The sequence below is a fragment of the Gabonibacter massiliensis genome (assembly GCA_001487125.1).
In the GTDB taxonomy this organism is placed as follows: domain Bacteria; phylum Bacteroidota; class Bacteroidia; order Bacteroidales; family Marinifilaceae; genus Gabonibacter; species Gabonibacter massiliensis.
Genome location: LN913013.1, coordinates 1,491,377 through 1,513,073, shown reverse-complemented (window position 1 = coordinate 1,513,073; position 21,697 = coordinate 1,491,377). Strand labels below are relative to the sequence as shown.

General features: G+C 42.4%; 20 protein-coding genes. 7 read left to right on the top strand and 13 right to left on the bottom strand.

The window, feature by feature from the left end; translation table 11 throughout:
* Nucleotides 1-7 precede the first annotated feature (7 nt).
* The 3 genes from BN3283_RS10740 to BN3283_RS10730 all read right to left on the bottom strand — a co-directional run bounded on the left by BN3283_RS10740 (nt 8) and on the right by BN3283_RS10730 (nt 2,975).
* Nucleotides 8-1,120: a cytochrome d ubiquinol oxidase subunit II gene (locus tag BN3283_RS10740; protein WP_059026635.1), complete on the bottom strand. Its 1,113-nt coding sequence runs from the start codon at nt 1,118-1,120 to the stop codon at nt 8-10.
* 90 nt (nt 1,121-1,210) lie between these two features.
* Entirely contained in the window at nt 1,211-2,761 is a 1,551-nt protein-coding gene (locus BN3283_RS10735; RefSeq protein ID WP_059026634.1) for a cytochrome ubiquinol oxidase subunit I, read from the bottom strand.
* A 4-nt stretch (nt 2,762-2,765) separates the two neighbouring features.
* The gene (locus tag BN3283_RS10730) at nt 2,766-2,975 is read right to left on the bottom strand and encodes a DUF4492 domain-containing protein (RefSeq protein WP_041502819.1); all 210 of its coding nucleotides are present in this window, start codon (nt 2,973-2,975) and stop codon (nt 2,766-2,768) included.
* Nucleotides 2,976-3,187: 212 nt separating this feature from the next.
* Between BN3283_RS10730 and BN3283_RS10725 the strand changes: the two genes are divergently transcribed.
* Both BN3283_RS10725 and BN3283_RS10720 read left to right on the top strand, forming a co-directional pair.
* The gene (locus tag BN3283_RS10725; protein ID WP_059026633.1) at nt 3,188-3,595 is read left to right on the top strand and encodes a hypothetical protein; all 408 of its coding nucleotides are present in this window, start codon (nt 3,188-3,190) and stop codon (nt 3,593-3,595) included.
* 71 nt (nt 3,596-3,666) lie between these two features.
* Nucleotides 3,667-4,800 (top strand): AI-2E family transporter, encoded by a 1,134-nt coding sequence (locus BN3283_RS10720; protein ID WP_041502821.1) that lies wholly within the window; start codon nt 3,667-3,669, stop codon nt 4,798-4,800.
* A 53-nt stretch (nt 4,801-4,853) separates the two neighbouring features.
* On the opposite strand, the gene lon is transcribed toward BN3283_RS10720, so the two are convergent.
* Nucleotides 4,854-7,268, bottom strand: a complete 2,415-nt coding sequence (gene lon, locus BN3283_RS10715) for an endopeptidase La (RefSeq protein WP_059026632.1) — start codon at nt 7,266-7,268, stop codon at nt 4,854-4,856.
* A gap of 223 nt (nt 7,269-7,491) precedes the next feature.
* On the opposite strand from lon, the gene BN3283_RS10710 reads away from it, so the two are divergent.
* Nucleotides 7,492-8,685 carry a GlmU family protein gene (locus BN3283_RS10710; protein ID WP_059026631.1) on the top strand — a complete coding sequence of 398 codons (1,194 nt, stop codon included), beginning with the start codon at nt 7,492-7,494 and terminating at the stop codon, nt 8,683-8,685.
* Between the two features lie 54 nt (nt 8,686-8,739).
* Here the strand turns inward: BN3283_RS10710 and BN3283_RS10705 are convergent, their stop codons facing one another.
* Nucleotides 8,740-9,003 (bottom strand): type B 50S ribosomal protein L31, encoded by a 264-nt coding sequence (locus BN3283_RS10705; protein ID WP_041502824.1) that lies wholly within the window; start codon nt 9,001-9,003, stop codon nt 8,740-8,742.
* 242 nt (nt 9,004-9,245) lie between these two features.
* The gene (locus BN3283_RS10700) at nt 9,246-9,992 is read right to left on the bottom strand and encodes a Fic family protein (RefSeq protein ID WP_041502825.1); all 747 of its coding nucleotides are present in this window, start codon (nt 9,990-9,992) and stop codon (nt 9,246-9,248) included.
* Nucleotides 9,993-10,103: 111 nt separating this feature from the next.
* Between BN3283_RS10700 and pgeF the strand changes: the two genes are divergently transcribed.
* Nucleotides 10,104-10,928: a peptidoglycan editing factor PgeF gene (pgeF, locus tag BN3283_RS10695; protein ID WP_041505536.1), complete on the top strand. Its 825-nt coding sequence runs from the start codon at nt 10,104-10,106 to the stop codon at nt 10,926-10,928.
* Nucleotides 10,929-10,946: 18 nt separating this feature from the next.
* Nucleotides 10,947-11,447, top strand: a complete 501-nt coding sequence (locus tag BN3283_RS10690; RefSeq protein ID WP_041502827.1) for a 3'-5' exonuclease — start codon at nt 10,947-10,949, stop codon at nt 11,445-11,447.
* A 19-nt stretch (nt 11,448-11,466) separates the two neighbouring features.
* Here the strand turns inward: BN3283_RS10690 and BN3283_RS10685 are convergent, their stop codons facing one another.
* Genes BN3283_RS10685 through sppA form a run of 3 tightly spaced genes read right to left on the bottom strand, consistent with a single transcriptional unit; the run spans nt 11,467 to nt 15,137 of the window.
* Nucleotides 11,467-12,279 carry a purine-nucleoside phosphorylase gene (locus tag BN3283_RS10685; protein ID WP_041505537.1) on the bottom strand — a complete coding sequence of 271 codons (813 nt, stop codon included), beginning with the start codon at nt 12,277-12,279 and terminating at the stop codon, nt 11,467-11,469.
* Nucleotides 12,254-13,303 (bottom strand): tetraacyldisaccharide 4'-kinase, encoded by a 1,050-nt coding sequence (lpxK, locus tag BN3283_RS10680; RefSeq protein ID WP_350308232.1) that lies wholly within the window; start codon nt 13,301-13,303, stop codon nt 12,254-12,256. The genes BN3283_RS10685 and lpxK overlap by 26 nt, the downstream gene beginning before the upstream one ends.
* 40 nt (nt 13,304-13,343) lie before the next feature.
* On the bottom strand, nt 13,344-15,137 hold the full coding sequence (gene sppA / locus BN3283_RS10675) for a signal peptide peptidase SppA (protein WP_059026629.1): 1,794 nt from the start codon (nt 15,135-15,137) through the stop codon (nt 13,344-13,346).
* A gap of 161 nt (nt 15,138-15,298) precedes the next feature.
* Between sppA and murA the strand changes: the two genes are divergently transcribed.
* Nucleotides 15,299-16,603: a UDP-N-acetylglucosamine 1-carboxyvinyltransferase gene (murA, locus tag BN3283_RS10670; RefSeq protein ID WP_041502831.1), complete on the top strand. Its 1,305-nt coding sequence runs from the start codon at nt 15,299-15,301 to the stop codon at nt 16,601-16,603.
* Here the strand turns inward: murA and folK are convergent.
* The 3 genes from folK to BN3283_RS10655 all read right to left on the bottom strand — a co-directional run bounded on the left by folK (nt 16,600) and on the right by BN3283_RS10655 (nt 20,237).
* On the bottom strand, nt 16,600-17,082 hold the full coding sequence (gene folK, locus BN3283_RS10665) for a 2-amino-4-hydroxy-6-hydroxymethyldihydropteridine diphosphokinase (protein ID WP_041502832.1): 483 nt from the start codon (nt 17,080-17,082) through the stop codon (nt 16,600-16,602). The two genes, murA and folK, sit on opposite strands and share 4 nt — an antisense overlap.
* Nucleotides 17,083-17,180: 98 nt before the next feature.
* Nucleotides 17,181-17,831, bottom strand: coding sequence for a DUF4290 domain-containing protein (locus BN3283_RS10660; protein WP_041502833.1), 651 nt, complete (start codon nt 17,829-17,831; stop codon nt 17,181-17,183).
* 138 nt (nt 17,832-17,969) lie between these two features.
* The gene (locus tag BN3283_RS10655; RefSeq protein ID WP_286137644.1) at nt 17,970-20,237 is read right to left on the bottom strand and encodes an ATP-dependent helicase; all 2,268 of its coding nucleotides are present in this window, start codon (nt 20,235-20,237) and stop codon (nt 17,970-17,972) included.
* Between the two features lie 258 nt (nt 20,238-20,495).
* Here BN3283_RS10655 and BN3283_RS10650 point away from each other — a divergent pair, with 258 nt between their 5' ends.
* On the top strand, nt 20,496-20,972 hold the full coding sequence (locus tag BN3283_RS10650) for a methylated-DNA--[protein]-cysteine S-methyltransferase (RefSeq protein WP_041505541.1): 477 nt from the start codon (nt 20,496-20,498) through the stop codon (nt 20,970-20,972).
* Between the two features lie 2 nt (nt 20,973-20,974).
* On the opposite strand, the gene BN3283_RS10645 is transcribed toward BN3283_RS10650, so the two are convergent.
* Nucleotides 20,975-21,679 (bottom strand): 16S rRNA (uracil(1498)-N(3))-methyltransferase, encoded by a 705-nt coding sequence (locus BN3283_RS10645; protein ID WP_059027242.1) that lies wholly within the window; start codon nt 21,677-21,679, stop codon nt 20,975-20,977.
* Nucleotides 21,680-21,697: the final 18 nt, after the last annotated feature.

The window sequence follows — 21,697 nt, the reverse complement described above, 5'->3', positions numbered from 1 at the left end:
GCAAAGATTAATACGCGTGATGATCTTCCTGTATATCTTTCAAATCGATCTGTTTTTTATTCAATGCTCTCCAAGCATAGAAAATATACGCGATCACGAAAGGCGATATCAGGGAGACATATGACATGGCTTTCAGCGTATAATGGGATGAGGAGGCCTTATATATGGTTAGGGAAGAGTTTAGGTCGGTATACGACGGATAGAAAGCCGTGTTGTTGAAACCCGCCAGAATGAACAGGGCAATTACAGCCAAAACGATTCCTATGCCCGAGAACCATATCCCTTTATTCCATTTCTCCGAGAACAATGTTTTGACGATACCGAAAAGGACTCCTGCAACTCCGACCAAAAGAATGATCGTGTTGACAGGCATCTCGATCAGATTATGGAAGTATTTGTATTGCACGAGAACGATCTCTCCGTTTTCCGCGATGGCATAACCTTTACTTAATAAAATAATGGCAAGAAACGCCAACAAAAGCACGACAAACGGGACCGCATTATAAAGGACTTGTTTCCGGCTTCTGTTGAAAATGGTCGGATGGTCGATATTATTAATAAAATAGAGGGCTGCTAAAGTGCGAGCCAAGAAAAAAATGGCGAATCCCAAACAGAGATTGGCAATATTGAATAGTACTTCTATCCCTCGCCAAGGACTCATCCAGGTTACGTCATTCATCACTCCCAATGAAAAGGGATTACCCGTGAAGAAGGAACCTACTACCGCCCCGATACAGATGGTCCCGATGACTCCATTAATGATCAAAAAGACATTATATGTTTTTTCTCCCAATAGATTACCTGCTTTCCTACGGTATTCGTAAGAGACGGCTTGCATGACGAAGCAGAAAAGTACGACCATCCATGCGAGATAAGCTCCGCCGAAACTCGTTGAATAGAAGAGAGGGAAACTGGCAAAAAAAGCACCTCCGAATACGACTAAGGTCGTGAACGTGAATTCCCATTTCCGGCCAAGACTATTGACGAGTAAATTTCGTTCGTCTTCTGTTTTGGCTATCGTGTATAGTAGGGTTTGTCCTCCTTGGACGAATAACAGGAATACCAGCAATCCGCCGAGTAACGATATTAAAATCCACCAATAATGTTGTAAAAATTCCATAATTCTTTCAATTTAAGATTCATTGATTTCGTGATTAAGAGATTGATAACAAGGAGATTTGAAAGCTTAAATCGCCTGATTTTCATCCGTTTAATCGCCTTCCGGTCCTTTTTTAATCTGTTTTCCCATGATTCTCAGTTCGGCAATGAGTAGTACCGTGAAGAGTATGGCAAACATCCAGAACGTCGTTATCACCCAGTTGGACGTAATTTTAGTTACGGCCACGTTGGTAGGTAAAAGATTTTGTACGACCCAAGGCTGGCGTCCGACCTCGGCAACGATCCATCCGCATTGCGAAGCCACGTAAGCCAAAGGAACACAAGCGAGAGCCAGGTAGGGTATGACTTTGAATTTATCGAATTTTCTTTTTTTAGCGTACCAAAGTGAAAGAACGAATAAAAGAACGAATAACATGCCTAACCCCACCATGATACGGAAACTGTAAAATACGAGGGGAACAGAAGGGATCGTATCGTACGGGGAATTAAGATAGCCATATCCGAAGTCTGCGTAGTTAGCCCTGAATAACTTTAAAGTACTGTCTGCTGCAATCGGATTGTTTTCTTTTACGGCTTGCTTATAATCTTTCAAAGCCTGAATGGCCATGCGCCCGTTAGCCATACGCTGTTCGATCGAAGGATAGGTCTTACCCTCTTCCGAAGTGTATCCGTCCAGAATGTTCTGAATACCGGGAATGTAGGCGTCTCCTTTGTGGTATCCCAAAAACGATAGCATCCGGGGGATATGGATTCCGTACGAAACTTTTTTCATGCGAGTCGTCGGCAGTGCCGGATCATCGGTCAGAAGGCCGATAACGGTTAACCCGGCACCTCGTCCTCCTTCGTTTAAGCCTTCCATTGCGGCTAATTTCATGGGTTGTGTTTTTGTCACGTCCTGAGCACTGGAATCACCGGTATAAATGGTAATAAGTATACTGATCAGTCCGAAGACGGAAGCTAAAATTATACTTTTACGGGCAAATTCGAGATGTCTTTTTTTCAATATAAACCAAGCGCTGATCCCCACGACAAAACAGGCCGAGAGGGTATAAGCGGAAGTTACCGTGTGGAAAAACTTGCTTATGGCCGTTGGAGATAAAAGTACGGCCCAGAAATTATCCATTTCGTTCCGGGCTGTCAACGGGTTAAATTCCATGCCGACCGGATTTTGCATCCAGGCATTGGCAACTAATATCCACAGGGCGGAAATATTTGCCCCTACAAAAACCATCCATGTGGAAAGCAGGTGGAAACGTTTGCTGACCCGGTTCCATCCAAAGAACATGACGGCAACGAAGGTCGATTCCAAGAAGAAAGCGAGGATCCCCTCGATAGCGAGTGGAGCCCCGAATATATCCCCCACGAACCAGGAGTAGTTCGACCAGTTGGTTCCGAACTGAAATTCTAAGATTAGGCCGGTAGCTACACCAATGGCAAAGTTGATTCCGAAAAGTTTCATCCAGAACTTAGTCGCATCTAACCAGCGTTGATCTCCTGTACGAACCCAGATGGTTTCCATAACGGCAAGCATTAAGGCTAATCCTAATGTTAACGGAACAAACATGTAATGGTAGATCGCAGTCATGGCAAATTGCCAACGTGACCATTCCACTAAAGAAGTTGTTGTTAGGTGAAAGAACATAATGTTAAGGTTTTGTGGTTAATTCTTCAAATACATGATCACTTTTTTCTTGAAAAGTATCGTAATTAGAATTTAAGTAATTGGGCATAAAAAATAGTTTGAGCACTAAAAACATGATACATAGCTTGATTAAAATGATCAGCCATAGATTTCTTCCCCATCGGGGCATATTTTTAAATCCGTCGTAGTATAACCTCCAAACTTTTTTCAGCATAATCGAAAATGAGTTTATAATAACTTAAAAACGTAATAAAGATAAAAATGTTTTCTAATATAATATTCTTATTGTTAATAATATTTATTTATGTGCCGATAGATAGTTTTTATAGGATGGAAAAGTGTTCGCGATTCGGTCTGTTTATCTTAACCGCTTGAATTCGACTGTAAATAGATTTTGATATCAAGTAATTAATTTTTAGATTTACAATGAAGAGGGAGATTTCGGAGGTAATTATAGGTTGGATGTTTATATTTCAGTTGGAAGGGTTGCGAAAAGTATCGGGTTTGTTTTTCCCGAAGAGAGAGAGCGTGGACCAGGTAAGTCGTCGTTCTGGTGTGGTTGTTATTTTCGATGGATTGTTCCGCGGTACGAATGTAAAGGATGTATATGACGGTACGTTGGTTCTTACGAAGGCATTTGACCGAAACACCAAAAACGCCGGGGGAAGATTTAAAAAAGGATTGTGCGAATGTGAATTTTGTTTGTTTCCGACCCGGAGGGAAGGTAACAAGCCTGTATTTCCTTACAGGTTAGCTCCGGGAATAACGGGAGATCGCCATGGAATGTTGATTATTCGTAAACATCACATTATCGAAATGACGGAAAAATGGTAAAAAGAGGGAAAGGACCGATTAATTTATCTAATTTTGTTTCGTATAAAGATAGAATAAATGGAACGTGAGATATGAATAGTTTAGGGAAATATCTTTTAGGAGGAATAATTTTAGCCATCATCGCATTTCTGTGTTGGTACTTTTCGTCCATTATTGCCTATATTTTGGTGTCTGTGGTGATCTCTTTTCTCGGAAGGCCGATTATAGATTTGTTAGGTCGTATAAAAATACGGGGATACGCTCTTTCCGATTCATTGAAGGCTGCTGTGACCTTAGTGTGTATATGGGTGGTTTTTATTCTTTTCTTTTATACGGTTATTCCTATGGCGAGTCAGGAATTTCAGTCGTTGAGTGATCTGAGCATTGCCAATATAGTGAATCAGCTTGATGCTCCGTTAGCGGATGCTGAGCGCGGTTTGAAGCATTTTGGTATTATCGATAACGATCAGGATATAAAAGATTATATTGAGAAAAACTTAAGTTCTTTGGTGGATGTTAGCAGGGTTAAAAATTTGTTCGGTTCATTGGCGGGGACGATCAGCGGCATTTTTATCGCCCTGTTTTCAATCTCTTTCATTACTTTCTTCTTTCTGAAAGATAGCAAGCTGTTTTCCAGAATGCTTTTGGCTGTTGTACCCACTCAATATGAGGAAGGAACGAAAAAAGCGTTGGATTCTATTCAGAAATTGCTCGTTCGTTATTTTGTAGGTATTATCTTCGAAGTGATCATTGTGATGGGATTGAACATCCTTGGGCTTTCCATCGTGGGACTGAAATTTAATACCGCGGTGGTGATCGGTTTGGTGACGGGAATTACAAACGTGATCCCTTATATCGGCCCTTTGATCGGCGCTGTTTTTGGGTTGGTTGTGGGAATAGCCACGCATCTTGATATGGATTTTTATACGGCGCTGTTTCCTTTACTTGTATACATGGCGATTGTGTTCTCTGTTACTCAATTGATTGATAACACGGTATTGCAGCCTTTGATATACGGGAACAGTGTCCATGCCCATCCGTTGGAGATCTTTCTTGTGATTTTGATAGCCGGTAGCATTGCCGGTATTCCGGGTATGATATTGGCGATTCCGGGTTATACGGTTTTGAGGGTGATTCTTGGTGAATTTTTCAATAAATATAAGTTAGTGAAGACTCTTACGAAGGGATTGAATGATGAAAATGGAGTGCGACATGAGGAGGGGTAAAGAGTCGTGAAGAAATAAGAACGGCCTTTCCACCCGGAAAGGCCGTTTCTATTTTAGAGTAAGGCAATTTGTAAAACTTCCCGTATATGATCGACGAAATGGAATTTAATACCTTTGATATATTCTTTCTTTATTTCATCGATATCTTTTTTGTTCTCGTGGCACAGGATGACTTCTTTAATACCGGCTCGTTTGGCGGCTAAGATTTTTTCGCGGATTCCTCCGACGGGTAACACTTTGCCGCGAAGAGTAATCTCTCCGGTCATAGCTAACGCTTTTTTTACTTTTCTTCCCGTGAGGGAAGACGCTAAAGAGGTTACCATGGTAATTCCGGCGGAAGGACCATCTTTAGGGACAGCTCCGGCAGGAACATGTATATGGATATTATGCTCTTCGATAGATGCGGTGTCTATGTTTAATTCCTCCGCGTGCGATTTAATATATTCTAAGGCCAGGGTGGCGGATTCTTTCATGACTTCTCCCAAGCTGCCGGTCATGGTTAACATCCCTTTTCCTTTGCTGATACTGGATTCGATATAAAGGATTTCTCCACCGACGGCTGTCCATGCCAATCCCGTAACGACACCCGGCAACTCGTTCCCTTGGTACTCTTCTTGCGTGAATATGGGAGTCCCCAGGTATTCTTTTACGCTTTCTTTGGAGAGCTTTATCGAGAAAGTGGGATCAAGGGCGACGTGTTTGGCCACCTGACGCATAATTTTAGCTAATGTTTTATCCAGATTGCGTACTCCGGATTCCCGGGTATACTTATCGATGATGTAATTTAAAATAGTATCGCTAAATTCTACCTCTTCTGCTTTTACCCCGTGATTGGTTAACTGTTTCGGGATCAAATGCCGTTTGGCAATTTCAATTTTTTCCTCCATCAGATAACCACTAACCTCGATCATCTCCATTCGGTCGCGTAGGGGCGGAGCTATGGTGGAAATATCATTTGCCGTTGCGATAAACATCACTTTGGACAGATCGTAATCCACGTCTAAGTAGTTGTCGTGGAAAGTTGAATTTTGTTCCGGATCCAATACTTCCAAGAGGGCGGATTGGGGGTCTCCTCTAAAGTCCTGTCCGACTTTGTCGATCTCGTCCAAAATGAACACGGGATTTGAGGTCCCGGCTTTTTTTATTCCCTGAATGATCCGTCCAGGCATGGCTCCGATGTAGGTACGACGGTGCCCGCGGATTTCCGATTCATCGTGCAGTCCTCCTAACGACATCCTGACGAATTCCCGGTTTAAAGCCCTGGCTACGGATTTTCCTAAAGAAGTTTTTCCTACTCCCGGGGGGCCGTACAGACAGATGATCGGAGATTTCATGTCTCCTTTTAATTTCAATACGGCTAAGTATTCGAGGATTCGTTCTTTTACTTTTTCCAGGCCGTAGTGATCGCTGTCTAATATTTCCGAAGCCTTCTGCAAGTCGAAGTTATCTTCCGAATAGTGGTTCCACGGTAACTCGGTTAATTCTTTCAAATAGTTCAGTTGCACGGAATAATCCGGCATGGAAGGATTCTGTCTTCGTAATTTCTGTAGTTCTTTTTCAAAGAATTCCTGGATGTTTTTCCCCCAGTCTTTCTTTTTGGCTGCTTCTTCCAGTTCCTGAATATCATCATCAACGGAATTCCCACCCAATTCGTTCTGAATGGTCTTCATTTGTTGATGCAGGAAATATTCCCGTTGTTGTTTATCCAGATCGAATTTTACTTTTTTCTGGATATCATTCTTCAACTCTAAAATGCTGACCTGTTTACTCAGCAGTTCCAACAGTTTTATCGCCCGTTCTTTTATACTGTCAATCTCCAGCAGTTCCTGTTTATTTCGATAGTCAATGTCCGTATTGGATGAGATAAAATTGATCAGGAAAAGCATGCTTTCGATGTTTTTCAACGCGAAGCCGGCTTCATTGGGAATATTGCTGGAATACTTTACGATTTTCATAGCCATCTCTTTCAACGAGTCGGAAATAGCATTGTATTCTTCATCGTTTTTAGATAGAACTTCTTCCGTTTTTACTATAATTTTCCCCACGTGATAGGGCTCATCGTACAGGATATCCTCCAACTGGAATCTTCTTTTCCCCTGAATGATTGCCGTTGTTGTTCCATCCGGCATCTCTAATATTTTCAAAACGGATGCGGCGGTACCGATAGAATACAGGTCGTTTTGTGCCGGGTTTTCCGTGTTGGTGTCTTTTTGGGCGATCACCCCGATCATGGCGCTTTGTTTATAAGCATATTTGATCAGTTTCAGGGATTTTTCCCTGCCGATATTGATGGGAATAATTACACCCGGGAACAACACGGTGTTCCGAAGCGGTAATATTGGCAGTGTGTCAGGTATATTAATCGATTCGTTCAGCAATTCTTTTTCATCTCCTAATATCTGTAATAAGTCCTGATGTTCTTCCTGTATATTTTCCGATAATATGTCGTCTAAGTTTATTTCGTTCATTATGATCTCCTTATCTTCCTTTTTAGTTGTTTTTTGTATTTACACTCCTCTTCACCTTCTGTCTCGTTTGTGATAAAAACGAATGACTGACATTTTGTCAACGATTCATTTGAATTGAGACGATTCTATACAGGGCAATTCCTGTGCCAAAGATTTTTTCCTGTAATACGGGAAGTAATGGAAGCAATTGTTATTTTTGTCATAGAATAATTAGACAATACGAATGAATACCATTTTATTTGATGATAAAAGTTGGAGTACGTTAAGGCCTCTTACCTTGACCCGTCCGGTTTCCGAGATTCGGGTAGGTATTCTCACGCTCAGAGAGAAGTGGGAAAGAAGGTTGAATAACTCCGTTTCCTATTTAACAAGTGATTATCTTCAGGAGAAATATCCTTTGCGGACGGAGGATGATAATTTGTGGATAAATGCCTCCGTATGTGCAAATGCGGACCTAGTTGCTGCTGTTCGTCGTTTGGAATCGAATGATTTGTTGTTCGGAGAACAGGGAGTCGTGATTGCCGTGCGAGGCGGTAAACAGGTGGCTGATAGGTTAAGAAAAGAGGAGTTCGCCGCATTCCGTTCCCTGGAATATTCGGGAGAATGCACGAGGATAATTTATCCTTACCATGTTTTTGCTTATAATGCCGGGGAATTACTTCTTGATTTCGATTTGTTGACAAAGGGGAGAAAGAGCGCTATTTTGGAAAATAGCGTACGGGTACACGGAAAGTATCCTGTCTTTTTGGAAGAGGGGGCTGTTGTCCGGTACGCGACGATTAATACGGACGCCGGACCGGTGTACATAGGTAAGGAAGCGGAAATCATGGAGGGAGTATTGATCCGGGGGCCATTAGCCATGTGTGAGCATGCCGTATTAAATATGGGAGCGAAGGTCTATGGAGCAACGACTTTGGGGCCTTACTGCAAATGCGGCGGGGAATTGAATAATGTCGTGTTTATCGGGTATTCCAATAAAGCGCATGATGGTTTTTTGGGAAATTCGGTTATAGGCGAGTGGTGTAATTTGGGTGCGGATACGAATAATTCCAATTTGAAGAACACGTATGTAGAGGTTAAGCTGTGGGATTACGACACCCGGCATTTTCGGAAAACGGGTTTGCAGTTTTGCGGTTTAATCATGGGAGATCATTCGAAAATGGGAATCAATACGATGATTAATACGGGAACCGTTGTAGGTGTAGGGGCTAACATTTTCGGTTCCGATTTTCCGAGGAATTTTATCCCTTCTTTTTCCTGGGGAGGGGCTTCCGGTTTTGTAGAGCATCAAATGCGTCAATTTACGGTTACGGCAGAAGCTGTGATGAAAAGACGGGGAAAAGTTTTCGATGACGTGGAAAAACGTATTATCGATCGAGTTTTCGAAGATACCCGTGAATTCAGGACCTTTAAATAGTAAAAAAGTCGCTTATTTTTTAATAAGCGACTTTTTTATATCGTATCTGAACGATTATTTTTTTCTGTTTTCCATGTGTGATTTATAACGGTTCATGAATTTATCGACACGTCCTGCGGTGTCGATCAATTTGATTTTACCGGTATAAAACGGGTGTGAAGAGTTGGAAATTTCCATCTTAATCAGAGGATATTCTACTCCATCAATTTCAATAGTCTCTCTTGTTGCGGCTGTTGACTTGGTAATAGTAGTCATTCCGTTAGACATATCTTTAAATGCTACTAATCTGTAATTTTCAGGATGTATGCCCTTTTTCATCTCGTATATAATTTTAAATTTGTTTCTACTTTAACGGCCAGCAAAGATAGTCCATTCATTATAAATCACAAAGAATTTCATTGACTTTTTTTTATCTCTTTGAAAAGTTCCTGAATTCGTTCGGACGAATACGGAATAAAAGTCGGGATACTTGTCGTTGATCCGTTTATAATAATCGAAGGCGGAAAATGGGTTTATCCACTTCCGCCTTCGAACGGTTTTGCTTATCAATATGCTCCTCTTTAAGATAATTCCTTTTGTAGAGACTCGAGTAATTCTTTACCAACAAACTCCTCGAAGATTTCGGGTGTAGGTTTGTCTTTTTGCATCTTTAAAGCTGAAAGGTATTTGGCTTTATCCTCTCCCGGAATAACGATGAGCGGTTCGTTAAATAACATTTGGATGTAGTTCATCAACAGCAAGGCCACCTCGATATTTCCCTCTCCGAACGGTTTGATGTGTAGGAAGCGATAGTGGAAACGGGCTCCTAATTTTACCGTCATGATATCGTGCACCTGATCCAACTCTTCATTAACTTTCTTGCATAATTTGTCAAGCATATCCGGAATTTGAGTATAATCGGAGAGCACTCCTTCCTCGTAGTACTCTTCTCCCAAGCGGAAATCACCCAGTGACGTATCGTATCGGCCGACGGTGGTTGTCTCCTCTTTTCCCGTGTGTTTCATTACCAAGGCGCTGACATCCCGTACGAATTCCGAAGAAAATTTTTTCTGTTGTTTGGAACATCTGACAAGATACAAAAAGGCGGATTCCAAATCTTTTATTCTGTAAATGTCCCATTCGGTTATTCGTTCCGGGGTATTTTTTTCGTTGAGAACATCCAGAAAATCTTGCTTTTTAACTGTAATTCCTTCTAATCTGGCAATCTCGTAGAGTAATGTTTCCACTAAACGAGAGGGATAGCCTTGAGCTTTAATGTTATATTTATCGAGGTATTCAGCCCTCATTTTACATAATTCTTGCCACATTTTTCTTACTTTTTAGTTTGTGATAAGTACGTTCTCCAAAGAGAAATTGTTCTGTTTTCGTGAGTTTTTCTTGGGGTGTTTTTATAACTTTGCCGCCTAAAAGAGTTATTTATGCTGAAGAGGAGTATTCATAATAATATACCTGTTTATCGGTTTACGGGATTGGGGAGTTGTTCTCATCTTGTGCATTTTATTTCCGGTCGTGAAGGTGGTGTCAGTCGTGGAGGGCAGTCTTCTTTAAATATCGGTTTTACAGAGGAGGATAAGAGAGAGAATGTATTGAAGAATCGACAACTGTTATTGTCGGAAGTGGGAGTGGATTTATCGACGTTGACGACCGGGGAACAAAAACATACGACCCATGTCGAGGTCGTGCTTGAAAATAGCATCGGGTGCGGGGGAAGAGAACGGGAAACCCGTTTGCCGGAGACAGATGCCTTGATTACTGCTTTGCCGGAGGTTTGTTTGATGGTGTTAGCCGCCGATTGCGTACCTATTTTACTTTACGATACGGAGAGGCGCGTGATTGCGGCGATTCATGCTGGATGGCGGGGAACGGTGGGGAAGATTACCTCTCGGGTCGTCGCCCGGATGGAAAAAGAGTTCGGATGTAATCCTAAAGACATAAGAGCCGGCATAGGACCTTCTATCGGGAAGTGTTGTTTTGAAGTGGGCGAAGAGGTTGTCGAGATCGTCCGGAAAAATTTGAATCGCTGGGAAGACTTGGTAGAGTCGGGGGAAAATCATGGGAAATACAATTTCGATTTGTGGGAAGCTAATCGCAGGGAGTTGACGGAGGCCGGTTTATGTTCCGGTTATATTGAAGTAGCCCGTATTTGTACGGTTTGTAATCGGGATCGTTTTTTCTCTTACCGGGGAGACCGGGGAGATACCGGGCGCTTCGGGGCTGGAATAATGATGAAGAAAAAGTGTTGACGGGAATTTACGGTATTCATGTTAGATTTTACGGCTATTGATTTTGAAACTGCCAATCGTTACCCGACAAGTGCATGCGCTATCGGTCTGGTTCAGGTACGAAACGGAAAAATCGTAAATGAATTTTTCCGTTTGATAAAGCCTGAGCCTTACTTTTTTTACCGGAAGTTTATAGATATACATGGAATTACCCCCGAGCAGGTTGCGGATGCTCCTTTATTTGAAGAGCTTTGGGGAGAGATTGCCTCTTTTTTGGATACGGATGCGTTGGTGGCCCATAACGCGAGTTTCGATATGCGGGTATTGAAAGCCTGTTTGGAGAGAGCTGATATTTATACCCGTTTACCCCAACATTATTGTACCTATCAGTTAACCCGGAGATATATAAAAGAGTTACCGAATTATCGTTTGAACACGGTGTGTGATTATTTCGGAATAGCGTTAAATCACCATGAAGCGCTGAGCGATGCCCGGGGAGCTGCTCAAATCATGTTGCAATTGGAGAATTATAAAAAATGACGGTATTACCGTCATTTTATTATAATTGGTTGATCATTTCCCGGAAAATTGCAGTCATTCGGGGTTGCGCGTGATTGCCCACGTCTTGCACCTCTTCGTGATTTGTCTTTATCAGCTCTTCGTTAGCTGTACTATTGGTGATTACCGACATACCGAAACATTCCATATTCATATGCCGGGCTACAATAATCTCAGGTACCGTAGACATGCCCACGGCATCTCCTCCGATGACTCTTATCCAGTTATATTCTGCTGGTGTCTCGAAAGAAGGCCCTTGCAAGCCGGCGTATACACCTTTTTGTAGTTTAATATCCAGTTTCTTGCCGATCTCTTCCGCCAAATAGATTAATCTTTTACTGTAAGCCTCGGTCATGCCCGGGAAGCGTGGGCCCAGCTCCTCCATGTTTTTTCCCCGTAACGGATGTTCCGGGAAGAGATTGATATGGTCTTTTATGATCATGAGGTCTCCTACCAGGTAGTTGGTGTTTACTCCGCCTGCCGCATTGGAAACGAACAATGTTTTCACCCCTAAGGCGTGCATCACTCTCACGGGAAAAGTAACTTCCTTCATGCTGTATCCTTCGTAGAAGTGAAAGCGTCCCTGCATGGCGATCACGTTTTTATTACCGAATTGGCCGATCAACAGTTTACCTTGATGCCCTTCGACTGTCGATACCGGAAAGTTGGGAATTTCCGCGTAAGGGATAGCCTGTTTTATTTTAATGGATTTTCCGAGTTCTCCTAAGCCCGTACCAAGGATGATACCTATCGAATATTCTCCGTCTAAAAAAGGATAGATAAAATCTTTACTTTCTTTTATTTTGCTTAGCATAATTGTGTATATTTTTGATGAGTTGATCTTTGGAAGTTAAAAATTCAGGTTCGATAGGTATATAAAACATACGTTCCCTAATTTCATCGGGAAACTCGTATGAAACCAAGCGGGTTGCGTCTTTTTCCGTTGTGAAAATGTACTTGTCCGGTTGATCAATTTTATTGAATTCCTGAATGATTTTCTGTATGTCGTTGTTCGTGAAACGATGATGATCCGGAAAAGTTAAAAAAGAGACCTGTCCGAAAAGCGTTTTCAAATGTTCCTGATAGGGGCCCGGTTGTGCGATCCCCGTAACGCATAAGACGACGCTATTATTATTTTTTAGGTATTTACTCTTGCCGTCCAACGGGGTAATTTCCCCGTATTTCATGGTGGTAAACAGCAGTTCCTGATAAGCTTTTAGCTTCAGATTTTTATAGATGATTCTTTTTTCTATCGGAGTGATATTGGAGGGACATTTGGTGATGATGACATAATTGGCCCGTTCCAAAGCGCTGTGATGTTCGCGTAACCGTCCCAAGGGAAGGAGATGATCCTTATAAATAGGACGGTTATAATCGATCAACAGGATATTGATATCCGCTTTCACGTATCGGTGTTGAAATCCGTCGTCAAGAATAATGATATCCGGAGGATTGGGTAATTGTTGTAGTTTTTTCACCCCTCTGACTCGGTCGGCATCGACGGCAACCGTGATATCCGGAAATTTATTTTTTATTTGCTTGGGTTCGTCTCCGATTTCGTCTGCCGTGGAATTTTCTGTCGCCAATATGTATCCAGACGTTTTGCGCTTGTATCCCCGGCTTAAACAGGCTACGCGATGGTCTTTCTGAAGTACGTTAATGATGGATTCCGTGTGGGGTGTTTTTCCCGTGCCTCCGATCGTGATATTACCGATACAGATGATGGGAACATCGAACTCTTTTGACTCGAGAAGACCCAGATTAAACAAACGGTTCCTGATACTTACGCCTAATCCGTAAAGTATGCTTAAAGGCCATAGGACAAGATATTTAACCACTATGCAGATTTTTAAAGTTAGTAATTGAACCTTACTGTTTTCAGTTGAATGATACGTTGTAAGGGATACGTGCGACGGCTCCTTGTATACTTAACCATGTTTTTTGGGTCGTATACAGTTCGTAGTATGCCCCTAATTCGGATTTTATGATTTGGTTCTTTACTGTCTCCGAAAGATTTAAAATCAACTCTTCTATCGGATTTCTACTCGTTGGCAGTTCTACGATTTGGTATTGGGTTGATTTTATCTTGTCGGCTGCAATGCGTATGGCGTCGTCCAAACCGCCGAGAATATCGACTAACCCGATTCTGAGGGCATCGGTACCCGTCCAGACTCTCCCCTGGGCGATTTCATCGACTGCCTCTTTACTCATGTGGCGTCCTTCGCTAACCCGACTTAAAAAGGTATCATATCCCCGGTTAATATAATTTTGCATAACGTTTCTTTCGTAAGAGGTAAGTGGCCTGGAGCTTACGGGAAGAGGAAGGGGATAACCGCCTCCGAAGTCGCTGTGTTCGTTGGTTTTTACGACGTTGGTAGAGATACCTAATTTATCCTTTATCAGTTCTTCCCCGCTGAATAGAAGTCCGAAAATACCGATGGAGCCCGTTAATGTCATCGGGTCGGCGACGATCGTGTCGGCGGCGCATGAGATGTAATAGCCTCCGGAGGCCGCGACGTTGCCCATGGAAACAATGAATGGTTTGGCGTTGGCGGCTAATTTGACTTCCCTCCAGATGATTTCGGAAGTTAAGGCACTTCCTCCCGGGGAATTTACTCTCAAAACGATGGCTTTGATGCTTTGGTCTTCTCTGGCATTTCGGATCGTTTTGGCTAACTCCGGCCCGATCGTGTTTGAGTTTTGTTCGAAACCGATCTCTCCCTGGGCATAAATGACAGCTATTTTGTCGGCCGTGAAGTCGAGGTTAGGAGCTAAACTTTTGAAATAATCCGGTAATGAGGCTATCTCTACTTTTTGGTTGGCTTCCTGTCCGCAGGCCCTTTTCAGTTTATTCAACATCTCGTCCTCGTATATCGTCCCGTCGAAAAAGCCTTCTTGCTCGAACTCTTGTGTCGTGTATACCCGGAAGTTGTCGGTCAGTCGATTGATTTTCTCCACCGGAATATGCCGGGCTTCGGATATTCCTTGTATTTGAGTATTCCATAACGAGTTCAAGTAGGTTTGTATTTGTTCCCGGTTAGCCTCACTCATGTGATCTTCCATAAACGGTTCTACGGCGGCTTTGAACTTACCCACCCGGATGACCTCCGGTTTTACTCCTATTTTTTTCAGCAGATCTTTATAGAATGCGACTTCTGCGCTCATTCCGGTCAGTAAGAGCGGGGCTTCCGGATTGACAAAAAGGCTATCGGCGACGGATGCCAAATAATAACTTTTTTGCGAATATCCCAGATTGGAATAGCTATAAATAAATTTTCCGCTTTTTTTGAAATCTATTAAGGCATTACGTATTTCTTCTATACTTCCCAATCCACCGAAGTTCGAGTTGATTTCGGTAAGATCCATATAAATACCGGCGATCCGGCTGTCTCCGGCCGCTTGATAAATACTTTTCAATATGTTGTTCAGTCCCATCAGTTTGCTGGGGGTCAACGATTTGAAATCGAAATTTTCAATCGGATTATCCGATGCTTTGTCGGGTATGGCATGTTGTAAGGAGAGTTTTAATATCGTATTGTCTTTGATGGTAACGGTTGTGGTCGACATACTGGCAATGGCACCGATCATCCCGATAAGTATAAAAAAGAAAAAAATATGTACGATGACGATACCGACGATTGTTGCTAATGTATACTTTAAGAAGCTTCTCATACTGTTTTTTTTAAAGATTAATCTTATTTGTGCAGCAATATGTTTTTTACAAATGTATACATATAATTTTGCTACAGCAAATTTAAAGTTAGGCTTATTTTGTTCGCGTTTGTTTTTTTAATAGTTTTACGCATACGTTGTAATTAAAATGAAGTATACGAATGAGCAAGTTTGAAGTTGTCGGAGGAAAGCGTTTAAAAGGAGAACTTATCCCTCAGGGAGCAAAGAATGAGGCATTACAGGTGATATGTGCAACTTTGTTGACAAAAGAAAGGGTGACGATCAGTAATGTACCGGAAATATTGGATGTGTTGAAGTTGATAGAATTATTACGAGGAATGGGCGTGTCCGTAGAGAGGATTCGTAAAGGAGAGTATGCTTTTCAGGCCTCGGATATTGATTTCGGCTATTTGGACACCGAGGATTTTTATAATAAAGCGGCAAGTCTGCGGGGATCTATCATGATTCTTGGTCCGCTTTTGGCCATATACGGTTATGGATTGGTGCCGAAACCGGGTGGAGACAAAATCGGACGTCGTCGTTTGGATACCCATTTTTTAGGATTTGAGAACTTGGGGGCTTCTTTTGAATACGATGCCGTGAAAGGGTGTTTTAAGGCTTCCGCGCAAAAATTGAAAGGGGCCTATATGCTGTTGGATGAGGCTTCGGTGACAGGTACTGCCAATATCGTGATGGCTGCTGTTCTGGCGGAAGGGGTAACCACTATTTACAATGCTGCCTGCGAACCTTATATCCAGCAGCTGTGCAAGATGTTGAATGCCATGGGAGCTAAAATTTCAGGTATCGCCTCCAATTTGTTGAGGATTGAAGGGGTAGCCTCTTTAAAAGGGTGCAGTCATCGTTGTTTGCCCGACATGATCGAGGTCGGGAGCTATATCGGGTTGGCGGCGCTGACCCGATCGGAGATTACGATTAAAGATGTTTGTATCGAGCAATTGGGCATTATTCCGGGGGCTTTTCGGCGTTTAGGAATCCGGGTGGAAGAACGAGGCGACGATCTGTATATTCCCCGGCAGGAACATTATTTGATTGAGGATTTTATTGACGGTTCCATTTTAACCGTTGCGGATGCTCCTTGGCCGGGGTTGACTCCTGATTTGTTGAGTGTGTTCCTGGTCGTTGCCACTCAGGCGAAAGGTAGTGTGCTGATTCATCAAAAAATGTTCGAAAGCCGGCTCTTCTTTGTCGATAAGTTGATAGATATGGGAGCTAAAATTATTTTGTGCGACCCGCACCGGGCTACGGTGATAGGGCAGAACCATGAATCCCAGTTGCGGGCAACGAAAATGACTTCTCCGGATATTCGTGCCGGAATCGCGTTGTTGATTGCCGCTCTTTCTGCCCAGGGAACAAGCGTAATTCATAATATCGATCAGATTGATCGCGGTTATGAAAACATTGACGAAAAATTGAACGCAATCGGGGCGGAGATCAGAAGAGTTTAACCTTCCCGCTTTAACACGAGCAAGGAATCCGGACATTCGGCAAAATGTTCGGATATTTTTTTACCGGTTAACGGATGTATAAAATCCGGTATGATCTCATTTAACGGGGTCAGGACAAAATTTCGTTCCGTTATCCGGGGATGGGGAATAACCAAATCAGGAGTATGTATGATGCATGAATCGTAAAACAAAATGTCGATGTCTATGGTACGGGAACAATATCGGGAGGAGGTGCGTTTTCTGCCGAGTATTTTTTCGGTTTCCATGCATTTTTTCAATACATTTTCAGCTGATAAGCAGGTTGAATATAGGGCTGCCTGGTTGTAAAACGTATCGGGAGATTCGAATCCCCACGGAGCCGTTTCATATAAAGAGGAGATGCTGCGGATCTTCCCGATCTCTTCCATCAGCCTCATGGCTTCTTGAATGACAGCCTTTCGGTCACCCATATTACTTCCGAAAATAAGAGTTACCTCCATTATGAGCTTTGGGTTAATACGTTCATCTGTATAAATTTCAATCGGAGTGTCCGGATATGATTATTACCTCCGGACAAAGTTATTTTTTAGGCAGGGAGTTAATTGTGTTTTTTATAATGAATTTTTTTATTGTTGTTTCCGTTTGTATTCCCGTTTTTGGCTTGGGGTTTGTTGGCTGGTTTGCCTTTTTTTTGCAGGAGGTCTTTAGAGTGGGAGAGAGTCATGCCTTCTGGCATCTCAATATTGCCTCCGTATAACGTGTTGATATCATTGTAAATTTGCTCGTCTTCGACGGAATCTTTATTCCAGGTCAGGAATGATTTTTTCATGTGATTGGCCGTCAGTACGGTTAGAACGCGCTTCAGTTCGGGATCGTCGGTTTCTTTTATTTTTTGGATTAATTTTTCGGTTAACAAACCGTAGTGTTTATATTTGATATGGTGGTTATTGTATTCTAATTTTTCGGGTTTCTCGTGTAATTTCTCTATAGACGGAAGAGGATAGGGAGTATCAATATCCAAACTGAAATTAGACATGATGGCCAGATGATCCCAAAGTTTATGACGGAAATCGGGAACATCCCGAAGATGGGGATATAGGTTTCCCATGACGCTGATTACGGTTTTGGCTGCACGGGTCCGTTCTTCCCGGTCTTCGATAGTCGATAAATGATCTATCATTTTTTGAATATTTCTTCCATACTCGGGAAGAATCAATTTCTTTCTTTGGGTATTATAATTATATGCCATGTATAGGATGTTTAAACTTTAAAATTGATTTTGGAAACTTCGGAATAAGAAAATTTCTACCGAAATAATTTAGTTTTATCTGTTATTGTCATAGAATATGGGACAAATATAATATAAATTGTTTATAAGTCATTAATATTAATCTTCTTGCACGTATAGTTTTGCAAATTTTAACAATAAAATCTTCTGACCGTGTTTGGAAAAATACACTTTTGCTTTTCTGTTTACTCCCAATCCTTCGAGGGAAATGACTTTTCCCGCCCCGAAATTAGGGTGAAAAATAACCATGTCCGGAACGACGGCATCTGTCGATAGTATTTTCAGTTTGGAAGTATCTATTGCAGGTACTTCTACGTTTTTTAAAGGAGTTTTGTTTGTTCTGGCATATCTTTCTGTGTGTGCCGGCGTTTTGAAAACAGGTAGTTCGGATGACGGTCGGGCCGGGGCAAAGTATCCATCCAGGTAAAGCGGGTTCATTTCACCGATGAACCGGGAGGGTTTCGGATAGACGATGTTTCCGTTTTTATAGCGAGTAGTCGTGAAACTGATTAAAACCCGCTTTTCGGCCCGCGTGAGAGCCACGTAAAAAAGGCGTCGTTCTTCTTCCAAGGCAGCTGGAGAGAATGTACTTTGTTGAGCGGGGAAAAGATCTTCCTCTACACCGACTATAAATACGTTGGGAAACTCGAGACCTTTTGCCGCGTGAATCGTCATCAGGGTTACCTTTTCCCGATCTTCCGGTTTTTCACTGTCCTGATCCGTCAGAAGGGCTACACCTTCTAAGAATGCCGGGAGTTTATCTTCTCTTCCTTCTTTGTAAGCCGTTTCGCTGAATTCTTTAACGGCGTTCAATAATTCCTGGATATTCTCTTTTCGGGATACCCCCTCCGGTGTATCATCCGTTGCCAGGTCTTCAACTATTCCGGAGGCTTTTGCTATCTGAGAGACTACCTCATAAGCATTTTCTGTTTCTGCCGATCGGGAAAAACCTGTTATCATCTCTCGGAAATGATTCAGTTTGCTGACGCTGCCGGCAGACAGGATGCCGGGAATTTTATTTAGATTGCAGAGTACGGTCCAAATACTGACGTTGTATTTGGTTGCGACTTCTTTCAGTTTGTCGATCGTCGTATCTCCGATACCCCGTCGCGGATAGTTGATGATTCGCTTCAACGCCTCTTCATCGTTTTGGTTTACCGTTAACCGTAAGTAGGCTAACAGGTCTTTGATCTCCTTGCGCTGGTAGAAGGAGAGCCCTCCATATATCTTATACGGAATGTTTCTTTTACGAAGAGCCTCTTCCATGATTCTGGATTGAGCGTTGGTCCGATAGAGTATGGCAAAATGGCTGTAATCCGATTGTTCGGTTTGCGCTAACTTGAAAATTTCGTTCGCTACTTGAAATCCTTCCTCTTTGTCCGACATCGTTTTCAATACGCGGATCTTCTCTCCCTCTTCGTTTTGAGAAAAGATGGTCTTGGGTATCTGTTCTTTGTTTTTGCAGATAATACTGTTAGCAGCCTCCACGATCGTTGTGGTCGAACGATAGTTTTGCTCCAATTTACAAAGTTTATATTCCGGATAATCGTTTCGGAAATTCAGGATATTCTCAATCCTGGCTCCCCGAAATGAATAGATGCTTTGGGCATCGTCTCCCACGACACATATATTTTTATGTATCTCGGACAGTTTTTTGATGATGAGATATTGGGAGTAGTTCGTGTCCTGATACTCATCCACTAAAATGTAATTGAATTTTTGCTGGTACTTGGCCAATATTTCGGGAAAATCCCTGAAAAGAATATTGGTTTGCAACAGCAGATCGTCAAAGTCCATGACATCGCTTTGCTTGCAGCGAAGCTGATAGTATTTGTATATTTCACTGACCATCGGCTTTTTGGCAGCCTGGTCTGCAGCTGTAATCTTGGCCGATTGAGCATAAGCCTGAGCTATGATCAGGTTGTTTTTAGCCATGGATATCCTGCCGAGTACGTCGCTCGGTTTATATACCTTGTCGTCCAGTCGTAAATCTTTGATAATGGATTTGATCAGGTTCTTGGAGTCTTGCGAGTCATATATGGTAAAATTAGAACTGTAACCGAGGTGTGAGGCTTCCGTTCTCAATATTTTGGAAAAAACGGAGTGAAATGTCCCCATCCATAAATTGGCTGCCTGCTCTTGTCCGACAAGCGCTGCAATGCGTCGTTGCATCTCTCTGGCGGCTTTGTTCGTGAAGGTAAGGGCTAAAATGCGATAAGCCGGAACTCCTTTACTTAGGAGTTGAGCTATCCGGTAGGTCAAGACACGGGTTTTTCCCGAGCCTGCTCCTGCAATGACAAGTGTTGGCCCTTCCGTGTTAAGCACGGCTTCTTTTTGACGCTCATTTAACTCATTTGCAAAATCCACGATAATTTTTTTCAGGGAAGAGATTTTCTTCCGAATTTCTTTTGGAAAAGAGTCTTTAAATCGTTACGGGACTCTTTTTCTACCGGTACAAAAATATAAAATCCTTTTTAATTCGGGAGAGATATGTTCCATATTTTTAGAATTGTTGTTTTTCTGTTCGGACCGACGGAATCAGAAATAGGGATGAGGTTGAAAAAGGACGAATGAATATTCCGATTGTAAATAAAAGTAGTATCTTTAAAACGTAAAAATTGATTTATGCAAGCAAAATACGCTTATAACGGTTTGATCGGAAAATACTATCTTGTTGAAAAGGACGGGAGGTTGGTCCGGTTATGGTTAGGAGATCGGGTATCGTTGGCTCCGGCTGAGATTGAAATGAAAGAGACTCCCCTGATTCGAGAAGCTAAAAGTCAGTTAGACGCTTATTTCGATAAACGTCTTCAAGTGTTTGATTTACCTTTAGCCCCGGAAGGGACCCTCTTTCAAATGAAAATATGGGAACTCTTAAGGTCGATACCTTACGGGTATACGATCACTTATGGCGAATTGGCCGAGAGGGCCGGAGATAAGAATGCTTGTCGTGCGGTCGGGATGGCGAATGGCCGTAATCCGCTTCCTGTTTTTATCCCCTGCCATCGGGTGGTCGGGGCCGGAGGTAAGCTGACCGGTTACACGGGAGGTCTGGAGGTGAAAATGAAATTGTTGCGGATAGAGGGCATCGAGTGGCTGTAATATCATATCCGGTTTATGAAGTTGATGCTGTGACAGGCTACTATCCCGGCGGTTTCTGTTCGTAATCGGCTCTTACCTAACGTGATAGGGATAAAATGATGAGAAAAAGCCGAGAGAATTTCTTTTTTTGAGAAATCGCCTTCCGGTCCGATTAATATCGTGGCATTACTTTCCGGGGAGTATACCTCGTCTAACCTTTTTTTGTCTCCTTCTTCACAGTGGGCGATATATTTTACCCCGTTCCGCTCTTTTGCTATAAAAGTTTGGAATTCTGTCAACGGATTCAATACGGGGCGGTAGGCCTTTAAAGATTGTTTCATGGCGGAAACGATGACTTTTTCCAAACGATCCGGTTTGATTATTTTCCGTTCGGAATGATCGCATAGGAGAGGGGTAATCTCATCAATCCCGATCTCCGTGCATTTTTCTAAAAACCATTCCATACGTTCTATGTTTTTGGTCGGAGCGATGGCAATGTGAAGATGAAAATTTCTTTTTCCGTAATTCTCTTTTTTCTCGATACAACGAACCTCGCAACGTTTGATGTCAGCTCGGATGATCTCGCATCGGTAAAAACCGCCACGTCCGTCAATCAGATGTACTTCATGGCCCGTTTCCAGCCGGAGAACTTTAATACAATGTTTGGACTCCTCTTCCGACAAAATGTATTTTTCTCCATCAATATCCGGAGTATAAAACAGATGCATAATTTTAGATTTATTGAT

Bases quoted from the DNA above. Each gene is read 5' to 3' on its own strand.
- BN3283_RS10720 (WP_041502821.1), top strand. From the start codon at position 3,667: ATGAATAGTTTAGGGAAATATCTTTTAGGAGGAATAATTTTAGCCATC.
- BN3283_RS10740 (WP_059026635.1), bottom strand. From the start codon at position 1,120: ATGGAATTTTTACAACATTATTGGTGGATTTTAATATCGTTACTCGGC.
- BN3283_RS10685 (WP_041505537.1), bottom strand. From the start codon at position 12,279: ATGCTAAGCAAAATAAAAGAAAGTAAAGATTTTATCTATCCTTTTTTA.
- BN3283_RS10735 (WP_059026634.1), bottom strand. From the start codon at position 2,761: ATGTTCTTTCACCTAACAACAACTTCTTTAGTGGAATGGTCACGTTGG.
- lon (WP_059026632.1), bottom strand. From the start codon at position 7,268: ATGAACGAAATAAACTTAGACGACATATTATCGGAAAATATACAGGAA.
- BN3283_RS10690 (WP_041502827.1), top strand. From the start codon at position 10,947: ATGTTAGATTTTACGGCTATTGATTTTGAAACTGCCAATCGTTACCCG.
- BN3283_RS10645 (WP_059027242.1), bottom strand. From the start codon at position 21,679: ATGCATCTGTTTTATACTCCGGATATTGATGGAGAAAAATACATTTTG.
- BN3283_RS10705 (WP_041502824.1), bottom strand. From the start codon at position 9,003: ATGAAAAAGGGCATACATCCTGAAAATTACAGATTAGTAGCATTTAAA.
- BN3283_RS10650 (WP_041505541.1), top strand. From the start codon at position 20,496: ATGCAAGCAAAATACGCTTATAACGGTTTGATCGGAAAATACTATCTT.
- BN3283_RS10725 (WP_059026633.1), top strand. From the start codon at position 3,188: ATGAAGAGGGAGATTTCGGAGGTAATTATAGGTTGGATGTTTATATTT.
- BN3283_RS10660 (WP_041502833.1), bottom strand. From the start codon at position 17,831: ATGGCATATAATTATAATACCCAAAGAAAGAAATTGATTCTTCCCGAG.
- pgeF (WP_041505536.1), top strand. From the start codon at position 10,104: ATGCTGAAGAGGAGTATTCATAATAATATACCTGTTTATCGGTTTACG.
- BN3283_RS10710 (WP_059026631.1), top strand. From the start codon at position 7,492: ATGAATACCATTTTATTTGATGATAAAAGTTGGAGTACGTTAAGGCCT.
- BN3283_RS10730 (WP_041502819.1), bottom strand. From the start codon at position 2,975: ATGCTGAAAAAAGTTTGGAGGTTATACTACGACGGATTTAAAAATATG.
- sppA (WP_059026629.1), bottom strand. From the start codon at position 15,137: ATGAGAAGCTTCTTAAAGTATACATTAGCAACAATCGTCGGTATCGTC.
- murA (WP_041502831.1), top strand. From the start codon at position 15,299: ATGAGCAAGTTTGAAGTTGTCGGAGGAAAGCGTTTAAAAGGAGAACTT.
- folK (WP_041502832.1), bottom strand. From the start codon at position 17,082: ATGGAGGTAACTCTTATTTTCGGAAGTAATATGGGTGACCGAAAGGCT.
- BN3283_RS10700 (WP_041502825.1), bottom strand. From the start codon at position 9,992: ATGTGGCAAGAATTATGTAAAATGAGGGCTGAATACCTCGATAAATAT.